The sequence below is a fragment of the uncultured Granulicatella sp. genome (assembly GCF_938030755.1).
Lineage (GTDB): Bacteria > Bacillota > Bacilli > Lactobacillales > Aerococcaceae > Granulicatella.
Genome location: NZ_CALHIF010000004.1, coordinates 1 through 13,239 on the forward strand (window position 1 = coordinate 1; position 13,239 = coordinate 13,239).

14 protein-coding genes and 1 tRNA gene are annotated in these 13,239 nt (G+C 37.2%); 14 read left to right on the forward strand and 1 reads right to left on the reverse strand.

The features are described from left to right. Positions 1 to 847: 847 nt before the first annotated feature. From Q0594_RS00095 to Q0594_RS00160, 14 genes are all read left to right on the forward strand, one after another. A complete protein-coding gene (locus Q0594_RS00095) occupies positions 848 to 1,849 on the forward strand; it encodes a rod shape-determining protein (RefSeq protein WP_298729000.1) in 1,002 nt (333 codons plus the stop codon). Positions 1,850 to 1,883: 34 nt separating this feature from the next. After that, positions 1,884 to 2,732, forward strand: a complete 849-nt coding sequence (gene mreC / locus Q0594_RS00100) for a rod shape-determining protein MreC (protein WP_005606967.1) — start codon at positions 1,884 to 1,886, stop codon at positions 2,730 to 2,732. Next, positions 2,732 to 3,292, forward strand: a complete 561-nt coding sequence (gene mreD / locus Q0594_RS00105) for a rod shape-determining protein MreD (RefSeq protein ID WP_298729001.1) — start codon at positions 2,732 to 2,734, stop codon at positions 3,290 to 3,292. The genes mreC and mreD overlap by 1 nt, the downstream gene beginning before the upstream one ends. Before the next feature lie 119 nt (positions 3,293 to 3,411). Continuing rightward, positions 3,412 to 4,053, forward strand: a complete 642-nt coding sequence (locus Q0594_RS00110) for a Pr6Pr family membrane protein (RefSeq protein ID WP_298729002.1) — start codon at positions 3,412 to 3,414, stop codon at positions 4,051 to 4,053. Between the two features lie 14 nt (positions 4,054 to 4,067). Then, a complete protein-coding gene (locus Q0594_RS00115; RefSeq protein WP_005606964.1) occupies positions 4,068 to 5,147 on the forward strand; it encodes a rod shape-determining protein in 1,080 nt (359 codons plus the stop codon). After that, positions 5,144 to 5,338, forward strand: a complete 195-nt coding sequence (locus Q0594_RS00120) for a DNA-directed RNA polymerase subunit beta (RefSeq protein WP_298729003.1) — start codon at positions 5,144 to 5,146, stop codon at positions 5,336 to 5,338. Before Q0594_RS00115 ends, Q0594_RS00120 begins: the two co-directional genes overlap by 4 nt. Before the next feature lie 71 nt (positions 5,339 to 5,409). After that, on the forward strand, positions 5,410 to 5,991 hold the full coding sequence (gene clpP / locus Q0594_RS00125; protein WP_278578601.1) for an ATP-dependent Clp endopeptidase proteolytic subunit ClpP: 582 nt from the start codon (positions 5,410 to 5,412) through the stop codon (positions 5,989 to 5,991). A 135-nt stretch (positions 5,992 to 6,126) separates the two neighbouring features. Beyond that, positions 6,127 to 7,245 (forward strand): aminoglycoside phosphotransferase family protein, encoded by a 1,119-nt coding sequence (locus tag Q0594_RS00130; protein WP_298729004.1) that lies wholly within the window; start codon positions 6,127 to 6,129, stop codon positions 7,243 to 7,245. Positions 7,246 to 7,409: 164 nt separating this feature from the next. After that, on the forward strand, positions 7,410 to 9,608 hold the full coding sequence (nrdD, locus tag Q0594_RS00135) for an anaerobic ribonucleoside-triphosphate reductase (RefSeq protein WP_298729005.1): 2,199 nt from the start codon (positions 7,410 to 7,412) through the stop codon (positions 9,606 to 9,608). After that, the gene (gene nrdG, locus Q0594_RS00140) at positions 9,601 to 10,164 is read left to right on the forward strand and encodes an anaerobic ribonucleoside-triphosphate reductase activating protein (RefSeq protein WP_298729006.1); all 564 of its coding nucleotides are present in this window, start codon (positions 9,601 to 9,603) and stop codon (positions 10,162 to 10,164) included. The genes nrdD and nrdG overlap by 8 nt, the downstream gene beginning before the upstream one ends. A gap of 50 nt (positions 10,165 to 10,214) precedes the next feature. Beyond that, positions 10,215 to 10,604, forward strand: coding sequence for a holo-ACP synthase (acpS, locus tag Q0594_RS00145; RefSeq protein WP_298729007.1), 390 nt, complete (start codon positions 10,215 to 10,217; stop codon positions 10,602 to 10,604). Positions 10,605 to 10,621: 17 nt separating this feature from the next. Beyond that, positions 10,622 to 11,737, forward strand: coding sequence for an alanine racemase (alr, locus tag Q0594_RS00150; RefSeq protein WP_298729008.1), 1,116 nt, complete (start codon positions 10,622 to 10,624; stop codon positions 11,735 to 11,737). Continuing rightward, the gene (locus tag Q0594_RS00155) at positions 11,730 to 12,080 is read left to right on the forward strand and encodes a type II toxin-antitoxin system PemK/MazF family toxin (RefSeq protein WP_298729009.1); all 351 of its coding nucleotides are present in this window, start codon (positions 11,730 to 11,732) and stop codon (positions 12,078 to 12,080) included. The genes alr and Q0594_RS00155 overlap by 8 nt, the downstream gene beginning before the upstream one ends. Positions 12,081 to 12,215: 135 nt before the next feature. Then, positions 12,216 to 12,288: transfer RNA gene (locus Q0594_RS00160), tRNA-Lys, on the forward strand. A gap of 290 nt (positions 12,289 to 12,578) precedes the next feature. Here the strand turns inward: Q0594_RS00160 and Q0594_RS00165 are convergent. Next, on the reverse strand, positions 12,579 to 13,239 hold a 661-nt coding region (locus Q0594_RS00165), incomplete at its 5' end, for a M protein trans-acting positive regulator PRD domain-containing protein (RefSeq protein ID WP_298729010.1).

The following is a 13,239-nucleotide window of genomic DNA, read 5'->3' on the forward strand; positions in this document are numbered from 1 at the left end:
TAATAAAAACACCCCAAAAGTTAGATTTTGTGTCTAACTTTTGGGGTGCACTTCACTTTCCGGTGGTTTTTTGTGCGCAAAAATAGAAAGTAAGGTCAAAAATATCATATATGGTATTTTTGTTCGATCGTTTAGTTGACGCACCAACGTAACTTTAGTACACTTGAATTAAATTTGAAGAGAAACATCATGGAATTTTTTATTATTGGTTTAGGCATCTTCTTACTAGTCATTAATTTCTTTACCGTTATCGAATATGTTAACAATTTCGTTATCGAAGCAGCTCTCTGACCGAGCTGCTTTTTTTGTTCCCCCTTTCAAGAATTTTTTTATGCTTAAATTTTTTTATTTTGTAAATCCGTTTCAAAATTTTGGTGAATTTTCTGTCATAAGCGCCCTTCGCTGGAATGGGAGAAACATAGCGTATCGCTTGTTGAAAAACGAAGAGCCTTCGGATTCTATAGGAATAACAATAACAGTCATAATCGATGTGAATTACTGGCTCTGGAAATTCATTGCCTAGAGTCAGTTTGAAGCTCGATAGGAAATGAGACCGAGGCTCGTTCCGGTATAGCTATTGCTGTTCCTATGAAGATATCCGAAAGTGCTCGTAGTTTTTCAATTCAAAAACTTACGAAGTACCTTCTCGTTGACTTTCAGCTTTTTAACCGAAAGGTTTTTATCCGTGAAAAATCACTAAAGTGTTACAGAAAACGTTTTAATATTACGAAATAAAAAAGTTTCCTAAAAATCTATAAAATACAAGAATAAAAAGCTAAATTCTGCTATACTAGAATAGAATTCTTACAGCCAAGTCTGTAGAAGAATTATCTAAGGAGGAAACAGTGTGGTTGCATTTAATTTTAAAGCACAAAATATCGGAATTGACTTAGGAACAGCTAACACGATTGTTTATCTTGAAGATGAAGGAATTGTCACACGTGAACCTTCCGTTGTTGCAAAAAATATCGTTACAGAAGAAATTATCGCAGTAGGGAAATCGGCTTTCGAAATGATTGGGAGAACGCCTGAAAATATCGTAGCATTACGCCCAATGAAAGATGGTGTAATCGCAGACTATAATACGACAACTGCTATGTTAAAATATTTCATCCAATCGATTGTTGGCCGCTCATTTTTTAAACCAGTGGTCATCATTTGTGTACCAAGCGGAATCACGGACGTTGAAAAAAGAGCCGTTTTAGATGCTACTAAATATGCTGGAGCGAAGGAAGCATATGTTGTGGAAGAACCTTTTGCAGCAGCAGTAGGAGCGGGATTGCCAATTACGGATCCAACAGGAAGCATGATTGTCGATATTGGTGGAGGAACAACGGACGTAGCAACGATTTCTTTAGGAGGAATCGTAAATAGTCGTTCGATTCGTGTAGGTGGAGATGAGCTCAATGAAGCTATTATCCAGCATGTTCGTAAAACGTATAATCTACTGATTGGTGAGCGTACAGCAGAGGAACTTAAGATTCAATTAGGATCTGCTTCTGTCGAAAAAGCGCAAGGAAGTATGCAAGTTCGTGGACGTGATATGGTAACAGGTCTTCCACGAGTAGTAGAAGTTCCCGCTAAAGAAATTGCAATTGCGATGAGTGAGATTATTCATCAAATTTTAGATGCTGTTAAAGATGTGTTAGAACAAACACCGCCAGAAATTTCTGCGGACGTTATTGATCATGGGATCGTTCTGACAGGTGGGGGAGCAATGCTTCGTCATCTTGCAGAGATGATTTCTAAGGAAACGCAAGTGCCAGCGTTTGTTGCCAATGATCCACTAGATTGTGTGGCATTAGGAACAGGAGCTATTCTAGCGAATCCATCATTAATGAAAAAATAGAGTCCGTTGAATAATTTAATAGAGGAGTGATGATGTGAATCCAATTTTTTCAAATAAGAAACTAATTGGTTGGGTAATCGGAATCATTGTTGCATTAGCATTAATCATGTATTCCGTTACTTACGGAAGTAATATCGTGACTCAAGGTGTTAATGATGTAACCAATATTCTTGGAAGATTAGTCTCTTATCCAGCAAATAGTATTAATGATTTTATTGATAGTGTGGGTGATTTATCAAATACGTATCAGGAAAATCAATCCTTAAAACAAAAAATCGATACCATTCATGAATTAGAGGTTCAATTGAATGAGTTAAAACGTGATAATCAAAAAATGAAAGAAACGCTGAAATTGCAAGATACGCTGAATGATTATACATTAGTGAATGCTACTGTCATTGCGCGTAATCCAGACACTTGGCGTGATGTGATTACGATTAATAAAGGATCAAATGATGGAATTCAACCTCAAATGTCTGTCATGAGTGATAATGGTTTAGTAGGAAAAGTTTTAGATGTGAATCCTACAAGCGCACGTATTGCCTTGTTATCGAATGCTGATAATACTTTAGTTCGTGTTGCGGCGATGATTCAAAATGAAAAAGAACCAATCTACGGGACCATTACCGGATATGACGAAAAGACAAATATGCTTGTTATGAGCCAAATTCAAGCTACTCAGGATATTAAAGTAGGGGATAAGGTTGTGACGAGTGGTCTTGGCGGCATTTCTCCAAACTCGCTATATATCGGAACTGTTGAAGAAGTGGCAATGGATCGTTTTGGGTTATATAAAGAAGTGAAAATTCGTCCAGCAGCAGATACGAATGATGTTCGTTATGTAACAGTAGTCATTCGTACAAGCGAAAGTGAGGGGCAATAATGCGTAACTCCAGAAGAGTTTATTGGGTATTGTTTGTCTTTATTCTAGCTTTCCTAGTAGACGGTGTATTGACGAATCATTTTTCAACTTTATTTCTGCGCTCTGGCTATAGTTTAACTCCAAGAATTATTATCATTGCAGTTGTATTGCTGAATTTTATGATTGACCATAAGGCGATGTTTTGGTTTTCAGTGATTGCAGGATTCTTAGTAGATAGTTATTACGCGGGAATTCTAGGAATCTATATGGGAATATTTGCGGTCATTGTGCGAGTGATTCGTTTAGTACGTACGAATATTTTGCAAAATCCATTTACATTAGGATTAGCTTTAGTGTTCTTCTTAAGTTTGACAGAAGTTTCTGTTTACTTCGTATATGCGCTAAGAGGCGTTGTCAGCATGGGCTGGAACGAGTTTTTAGTGGAACGATTAGGGGCGACGCTAATGCTCAATATCGTGATTTATTATATTCTGTATATTCCACTTCGTAATTTTGCAAGGTGGGTGAATGCGACTCCAGTAGTGAGTCCACATGATTTAATCAATCATCGAAGAAGTTAATCTAGTATACCAATAAGGGTTGGCGAGTGCCGGCCCTTTTTGTTTAGGCTATTAATACCGACTGTTGTAGCATTTATGCTATAATAAAGAGAATTAGTGTCTTTAGAAAGAGGAATGGAATGAACAAAGAAATATTTTTGAAACTAAGTTTAATTTCTAAAGGGGTCATTGCTATATGCGCTTTAGTGGGATTCTTAATGGAGATGTTTCTCCATGGATGGCATTCTATTCGTTATTACACCAATCAATCTAATTTACTAGTAGTTATTTTTCTAATTTACTTACTGTTAAAATACCGTAAGGAAGGCCATTGGAGTAAGTGGGATATTCGCTTAAAAGGTGGAATCACCGTTGCGATTCTTCTAACAGGACTGGTGTACCATTTTATGCTAGCTCCTTTAAAAACACCTGAAGAATTTTGGACGATAGAAAATTTTCTAGTGCATTATATTGTTCCTTATGGAGCATTGTTAGATTGGGCACTATTTGACAAAGGACATTGCTATAAGTGGTGGGACCCATTTGTATGGACGATTTTACCATTGGCGTATGCAATTATTTCTGTTGCGATTGCGTTAATTACACGAATCCCCATTGGAAATAACCCGGATGGACCGTTCCCTTATTTCTTCTTGAATGTCGATAAATATGGAATTTTAGGTGTTATTCAGTATAGTTTAGGATTGGCAGCCGCATTTTTAGTAGGCTCCTATGTCCTTGTACTTTTTAAAAATGGATTTAAATCAAAGGAATATTTATAAGAGAGGAGACTTTCATGCTTCGAGATATTGGTATTGACTTAGGAACTGCGAATATTTTAGTGTTTCTAAAAGATCGCGGGATTATTTTAAATGAACCTTCGTTAGTTGCTTTAGATGAGCGTACTGGAGAAGTGATTGCAGTCGGAGAACGAGCCTATCAAATGGTAGGACGTACTCCAAAAGAAATCAATGTTCATCATCCATTAAAAGGTGGAGTAATAGCGGATATTGCGGTTACTGAGCAATTATTAGAATTATTCATGCAAAAATTAAACTTAAACAGCTGGTTTTCAAAACCCGATATTTTAATTTGCACGCCCACTAATATTACGACCGTAGAACAAAAGGCGATTATTCAAGCAGCGATTAAATGTGGTGGAAGAAATATCTATTTAGAAGAAGAACCAAAAGTGGCAGCTGTAGGAGTAGGGTTAGATATTTTTTCACCAATTGGAAATATGGTAATTGATATTGGTGGTGGAACGAGTGATATTGCCGTTCTATCAATGGGCTCAACAGTGACAAGTCGCTCGATTAAATTAGCGGGTGACAATATGGACTTTGCGATTTCCGAATATATTAAAGACAAGTATCAATTAATCATTGGAGAACGAACTGCAGAGGCGATTAAGATGTCTCTTGGAAGTGCAGTAGAAGTTGAAAATGAATCTGATATGATTGTCAAAGGAAGAGATATGACGACTGGACTTCCAAAAACAGTGACAATCTATACAAATGAAATCTATCATTGTCTAAAAGAAATGTTAGATACCATTGGAGAAGAAGCAAGACTTGTTCTTGAGTCAACTCCTCCAGAATTAGCTGGAGATATTATCGAACGTGGTGTGATGGTTACCGGTGGAGGCGCCTTGATTAATGGGATTGATCGCATGCTCTCTGAGAAACTTCAGGTTCCAGTGATGATTGCAGAAAATCCACTTCAAAGCGTGGCAATTGGAACAGGAATTTTATTAAATCGAATTAAATCTGAAAGAGGCATTTTTGCTGCAATTCGTAGAATTTTTAGTGCGAAGAAAGTGGTAATGAATCCAACTGCGCATATGATTGATGATGAAAGGACAGAAGAATCATGAAAGAACAATTAAAGAATAGTCGAAATTTACTATTTACTGCTTTATTGCGTATTTTAGTTTTCCTTGTCATTGCCATCATCTTATTTGCTCTTGGTTTAATGATTGGATATGCAGTTCTTGGTGAAGGTAAAAATCCTCTCGATATTTTTTCTAAAGAAATTTGGGATAAGATTTTTAGATTTATTAATTAGGAAGCATATAAATTGACCTTTATTGACTATTGAAGTAGACTTAAACAAATATTAGATTTGGAGGAAGTAGTATGAATTTAATTCCAACAGTTATTGAACAGTCTTCACGTGGAGAACGTGCTTATGACATTTATTCACGCTTATTAAAAGACCGTATTATTATGGTGAGTGGACCCGTTCATGATGACATGGCAAATGCGATTATCGCTCAATTATTATTTTTAGATGCACAAGATCCTGAAAAAGATATTTACATGTATATTAACTCTCCAGGGGGAAGCGTAACAGCAGGTTTAGCCATCTACGATACAATGAACTTTATTAAAGCAGACGTTCAAACCATCGCGATGGGTCTAGCAGCTTCAATGGGTTCATTCCTATTAACAGCGGGTGCAAAGGGCAAACGCTTTGCTTTACCAAACGCTGAAATTTTAATCCACCAACCTTTAGGAGGAGCACAAGGGCAAGCGACAGAAATTGAAATCGCAGCGCGTCAAATCCTAAAAACACGTGAACGTTTAAATAAAATCTTGGCAAAACAAACAGGCCAAAAATTATCTCGTATCGAAAAAGATACAGATCGTGATAACTACATGACTGCACAAGAAGCTTTAGAATATGGCTTAATTGATGCGATTATGGAGAATAGATAATATTTTTATCAATGATTCATGCAGAGGAACCGATGTGTTCTTCTGCATGTTTTTTTGCATTATATCTTCCTTTTTAGTCTTGGAAGCGGTACAATGGGAATGTATTATTTGTAAATTGCTAAAGGAGAAAAAGGAATGACAGTAGTAGAAAATCCATTAAAGGATGCCAAAGTGGCGTATGAATATTATGAACTACCAGGAGAGTTTGTAGAGATTCAACCTTTAGGGAATGGATTAATTAATAAAACTTATCAAATTACTCATACACATGAAAATAAAGAAAAGCAATATGTATTGCAAGCGATTAATCATCATATTTTTCCGAATGTACATGGATTAATGGAAAATATTGAGAAAGTAACAAGCTATCTACGTGAAAAATATGAAGCAGAAGGACGTGACGCTTCTCGTGAAACGCTTCGTGTGATTCGCAACAAAGAGGGGCATTTAACGGCGAACTTGGATAATGGGTCTTACTGGCGAATTTATGATTCAGTGGAAAATAGTTATTCATTAGACAAAGTAGAAAATCCGCAGCAGTTTTATATTACTGCAAAAGCATTTGGACGCTTCGCCTATGATTTAAATGACTTCGATGCAAGCCAGTTAGTAGAAGTGATTCCACAATTCCACGATACAAGGAATCGTTATCGCCAATTAGAAGAAGCGATCCGAGAAAATCGTGTAGGCAGAGTAAAAGAGATTCAAGCAGAAATCGACTTTATTCAAGATCGTAAAGCAGATTGCTTCTTACTATATGATTTGCTAGATGAAGGCGTATTGCCTCTTCGTGTAACGCATAATGATACAAAATTAAATAATATTATGTTCGATAGCCAAACGAAAGAGCCACTATGCATCGTGGACCTTGATACGGTTATGCCAGGGTTGGTGTTATTTGATTTTGGGGATTCGATTCGTTTTGGTGCTAATGACTGCGCTGAGGACGAATCCGATTTAACAAAAGTGAACTTCGATTTTGATTTATACGAAACGTATGTAAAAGGCTTTATCGAAGGAACAAACGGAATCTTAACCGAAGCCGAACTCGAATACTTACCTTGGGGTGCTCGCGTGATCACGCTGGAACAAGGGATTCGTTTCTTAACGGACTACATCAATGGCGATGTCTACTACCAAACCAATCGTCCAGGACAAAACTTGGACCGAGCACGTACACAATTAAAACTGGTACAAGATATGGAAAACGTTTGGGATAAGATGGTAGAATCTGTTAAAAACGCACAAAAATAAAGCAATTTAGACTCTCTGACAGAAGTGTCAGGGAGTTTTTTTAACTTCGCACACTATATGTTGTAAATTATAAAGACTCTAAAACACAATATATTGTGTTTTAGGGGTTGATTTTTAAATTCAGCATGATAAAATAGATTCAAGAGTTTCGAGGAGGGATTGTGATGTGTGTACAAGAATTGAAGACCTTATTAGTTACAAAAAGAGATGGTCGGGAAGTTGAATTTCAAAAGGAAAAAATTGAACGAGCAATCTTTAAAGCAGAAACAGAGTTAAATGGAGAAATGGATGCTAAAAGAGAAGCGGAATTGAATCGAATCGTAGACGAAGTTCTCCAAGAAATTTCAAGAAGATTTAGTGAGACTATTCAAATTTATGAAATTCAGAGTATTATTGAACATTTTTTAATTGAAGATGGGGAATCTGAACTAGCACAGGCATATATTTCATATAGAGTGGATCGTGATTTACGTAGAAAAAATCAACTAGATTTCCAATGGGCGCTGTCTCGATTAACGAATAAAGATGCAAGCGTGGTTAATGAAAATGCGAATAAAGATAGTAAAGTTTTTAATACGCAAAGGGATTTAACTGCGGGTACAGTTGGAAAGATTATTGGATTAAAACTATTGCCGCCTCATGTTGCCAATGCGCATTTAAAAGGGGATATTCATTATCATGATTTAGACTATCATCCATATATGCCACTGACTAATTGTTGCTTAATTGATTTTGAACATATGTTAGGACTTGGATTCAAGATTGGGAATGCCGAGGTAGAGTCTCCAAAATCGATTCAAACAGCAACTGCTCAAATGGCTCAAATCATTGCGAATGTCGCAAGTAGCCAATATGGAGGGTGTTCGGCCAATCGTGTCGATGAATTATTGGCTCCCTATGCAGAATTAAACTATCAAAAACATTTGGCGGATGCCAAGGAGTGGATTGAGGGAGTGGCCCGTCAAGAAGCTTTTGCAATGAAAAAAACGGAAAAAGATATTTATGATGCGATGCAATCGTTAGAGTATGAAATTAATACACTCTATACTTCTCAAGGGCAAACTCCCTTTACAACTTTAGGCTTTGGACTTGGAACGAGTCGTTTTGAACGTTCTATTCAAAAAGCAATCCTGCAAGTAAGAATGGAAGGAATTGGCAAGGAGAAGAGAACGGCGATTTTCCCTAAACTAGTTTTCACGTTAAAACGTGGGATAAACTTGGAAGAAACAGATCCAAATTATGATGTTAAACAGTTAGCGTTAGAATGTGCTACAAAACGGATGTATCCAGATGTATTAAACTATGATCAAATTGTTCGATTAACCGGTAGTTTTAAAGTGCCAATGGGTTGCCGTTCATTCTTACAAGGATGGAAGGATGAAAATGGACAAGAAGTGAATGATGGCAGAATGAATTTGGGAGTGGTCACTCTAAATATCCCTCGAATTGCGCTAGAAGCAGAAGGGTCAATTGACAAATTCTGGGGAATTTTCGAAGAGAAACTAGCAATCTGTAAGGACGCATTAACGTACCGTGTTGAACGTTGTAAGGAAGCGCAAAGAGATAATGCGCCTGTGTTATATCACTATGGGGCGTTTGGACAACGTTTGAAAGATGGGGAAGCAGTAGATCTTCTCTTTAGAAATCGTCGTGCAACTGTTTCTTTAGGATATATTGGACTTTACGAAGCTGCAACAGCATTCTTTGGTCCAAATTGGGAAACGAATCCAGAGGCGAAGGAGTTTACTCTAGAGATTGTAAAAGCACTGAAGTCGCATACCGATGCATGGGGTGATGAATACGGTTATCATTTCAGTGTTTATGCGACTCCAAGTGAAAGCTTGACCGATCGTTTCTGCAAACTCGATATCGAAAAATTTGGATTGGTACCAGATATCACCGAGAAAGAGTATTATACGAATAGTTTCCACTATGATGTACGTAAAAATCCAACACCATTTGAAAAAATTGATTTTGAAAAAGATTACCCAGTATTTTCTTCGGGCGGATTTATTCACTACTGTGAGTACCCGGTTCTTCGACAAAATCCAAAAGCTTTAGAAGCCGTATGGGATTATGCGTATGATAGAGTGGGATATCTTGGAACGAATACCCCAATTGATCATTGTTATAAATGTGGATACGATGGTGAATTTACCCCAACTGCTAAAGGATTTGAATGCCCGCAATGTAAAAACCATGATCCACAAACGTGTGATGTCGTAAAACGGACTTGCGGATACTTAGGAAACCCACAAGCGCGTCCAATGGTACATGGACGTCATGTGGAAATTTCTTCTCGTGTGAAACATATGCCAAAACTCAAAGAACGCTACGCTTTAGGAGTGATGGAGAATGAATAATCCAAAACCAAAGGAGTGGACGAGTGAGCAATATTCCAAAGGGAAAATTGCCAGTTACAAACCGTATAATTTTGTAGATGGGGAAGGGGTACGCTGCTCACTTTATGTGAGTGGCTGCCTCTTTGCCTGTGAAGGCTGTTATAATGTGATCGCTCAAAATTTTAATTACGGAATATCATATACTAAAGAGTTAGAAGAGCAAATTGTTTCAGATGTTGGAGCTTCCTATTGCCAAGGGTTGACGCTTCTGGGTGGTGAACCTTTCTTAAATACAGGAGTTTGTCTGTCTTTAGTAAAGGCGCTACGGGAAGCTTATGGAAATACCAAAGATATTTGGTCTTGGACAGGATATACTTGGGAAGAGCTGATGCAAGAAACTGAAGATAAGTTAGAATTATTAAGTTTGATTGATATTTTGGTAGATGGACGATTTGAACTCGCTAAAAAAGATTTGACCTTGCAATTTAGGGGGAGCAGTAATCAGCGCATTATTGATGTACAGTCTTCTCTAAAAGCTGGTGAAGTTATCTTGTGGTCTGGATTATGGAATTCTTAGGAATTGTTCAAATTTCTGACAAATGATGGTAAATTTGTTAAAATATAGGAATGAATCATAATGAAGGAGACGACAAACGGATGGCGATTAAGGGACTTGGGTTGGACGCGGTAGAATTGTCACGCATTGAAAAAATCGTAGCAGAACCTAAATCTTTTTTGGAAAAAGTGTTAACACCAAAAGAGTTGGAAAAATATCATACGCTCCCTTTTAAACGAAAAGTGGAATTCCTTGCGGGACGATTTGCGGCTAAAGAAGCTTATGCCAAAGCACTTGGGACTGGAATTGGACAGCATGTTTCATTTCAAGATATTGAAGTGTTGAATGATGCCACAGGAAAACCGGTTCTTGTATGTGAACGCTATTCTCATCAAACATGGATATCGATTACGCATACGAATCATGATGCCTATGCCGTTGTCGTACTTGAATCCAATTAAAAAAGGAATGAACCATCATGTTAGAAGCAATCCATCGAAACACGAGAGTTGTAGTGGATTTATCAATTATTAAACAAAATATTTCTAAACTAAAGTCTAAATTAACCCCCTCCAAACAAGTCTATGCAGTTGTAAAGGCGAATGCATATGGACACGGTATGATTCCTGTTGCTAAAGCTGCTTTAGAAGCAGGGGTTCAGGGATTTTGTGTCGCAAATGTAGATGAGGCCTTGGCGTTAAGAGAAGCAGGAATTATAGAGCCTGTCTTAATACTTGGATTAAGCCGAGTGGAAGACGCGCCACTATTAGCAAGAAATCACATTACTGCTGCGGTCGATTCTGTAGAATGGCTCGAAAAAGCTGCTCCACTATTAACGGAGGAAGCCTTAAAAGTACATGTTGCTGTAGATTCGGGAATGGGTCGTATTGGCGTCGTGAATGAAAAAGAATTAATCGCAGTTGAGGCTGTGTTACGAAAAGGTCCATTCGAATTCGAAGGAATGTTTACCCATTTTGCGACAGCGGATGAAGAAGACACCGCACATTTAGCAAAACAAGAAGAAAAATTCAATGGCATGGTTGAGGGATTGGAAGAAAGACCTCCTCACATTCATTGCTCCAATTCGGCTTATGCAATTTGGCATAGTGCCGGAGATAGTGATATTATCCGGTACGGCATTGGTTTGTATGGCATTAATCCTTCTAATGGAGACTTAAGCATTGAAGATGAAGAACATCTAACTCCAGCCCTGCAATGGGAAACCGAGATGGTCAAAGTGAAGAAACTGGAAATTGGGGATACGGTGAGTTATGGGGCAACCTATACAGCTAGAGAACCTCAATGGGTGGCTACCTTACCAGTAGGATATGCGGATGGTTATATTCGCGCCTACAATAAAGGAGAGGTCATTGTAGATGGAGTTCGCTGTCCTATTATTGGAAGAGTGTGTATGGATCAATGTATGATTCGCCTGCCTCATGAATATCCAGTCGGCACAAAGGTTACTCTTCTAGGGAAAAACAAAGAAGAGGAAATTACAGCAATTGAATTAGCTAAACGTGCAGATACAATTGCTTATGAAGTCATTTGTATCATCTCTGATCGCGTGAAAAGGGAGTATATCAATGGTTGATAAGATTTTAAGGGGAGATGTCTTTTTAGCAGATTTGTCTCCAGTGATTGGTAGTGAGCAAGGAGGAAAACGCCCCGTTCTCATTATTCAAAATGATATTGGGAATCACTTTAGCACAACTGTCATCGTTGCTGCAATCACAGCAAAGAATACAAAAGCTAACATTCCAACGCATATTGAAATCAAAAAAGACCAATTTGGGTTCGAACGAGACTCTGTTGTCTTACTTGAACAATTACGCACAATTGACAAAGTTCGAATTCTTGAGAAAATTACGCAAGTGGATGCAGAATTTATGAAAACCATTAACGAAGGACTGAAAGTGAGTCTGGGGTTGGAATAAGGAAAGCCCTCTTATGAAATTTTAGAGGGCTTTTTCGATACAATAATCTCTGATGAAAGACAAATTTCTTTAAAAAATTCCCTTGATTTACAGTAGGGATGGTAGTATACTAGTTAAGTACTCTTAAGTACAAATGCCTCCTTAGCTCAGTTGGTAGAGCAGTAGACTCTTAATCTATGGGTCACAGGTTCGAGCCCTGTAGGGGGCATTTTTTTATGCACAAAAAGCCTTGGAAAACCAAGGTTTTTTGTGCGTATTGTTCCGTATTTGTTCCGTGAAATTGAAAGTGTAATGAAATGTTGAGTTATCAATGTTTCTCAATTTTTTTATACCCCCAAAAAGTGAAAAGGTTTAGAAAATGGTTTAGACCAACTAAACAAAATGGAAAAACAGAATTTTTAAAAACCTTTGACGTCATTCGTTTTTTACTATGTTTTAAGCCGCATTCTGCGCTTCACTTAGCCGGTGGATATTAATTTGTTATAAACATAAACTAAGTTACTCGTCTAATCGAATAAACATCATCGCGTTAAGGAGAGAGATTAGAGTGACTGTATTAATATTATTGCAATAAATCAGTCTCTTATTTTCAATAGGAGGAATAATAAAATTAGAAATAATAATATCATACGGTGATTCTTTTAAAGAATCAATGGATAATTCTAATTCATTCCAAACTTCAAGTTCAAAATTGTTACTACAATAATAAGAAAGAGTTTCCGCTACTGATTTTGCATGATACTGGTCAAAATTACTCATAACCAAAACCTTTAATTTAGGTTGATTTTGTAAAAGATTTAGCACTAAGTGTTTGCTATGGGTGATAAACGTATAGGCCAAATGATTGACTTTCATTGAACTACTATCAATATCCAAAGTCTGTAAGTAATGCAGAATCCCTTCTTTTACATCGGAAACAAATCGAGGAAAAATATTTTGAAAGTTCTTGATTGTATTGCCCTTTTGATCAAATAGGATAAACTCTGTAGATAATTCCTGACGATGAAGATGTGCCGTATTATGCAGATGCCAAATAAGATTATCCTTATTGTCTACTTTAATATTATACTCTCTTGATACCTGATCAACTAAATCCCCCAACAAATGATATGATTTCTTTACATAGATGTCCGTTTTTGTATACTTCAGAAATACTTTT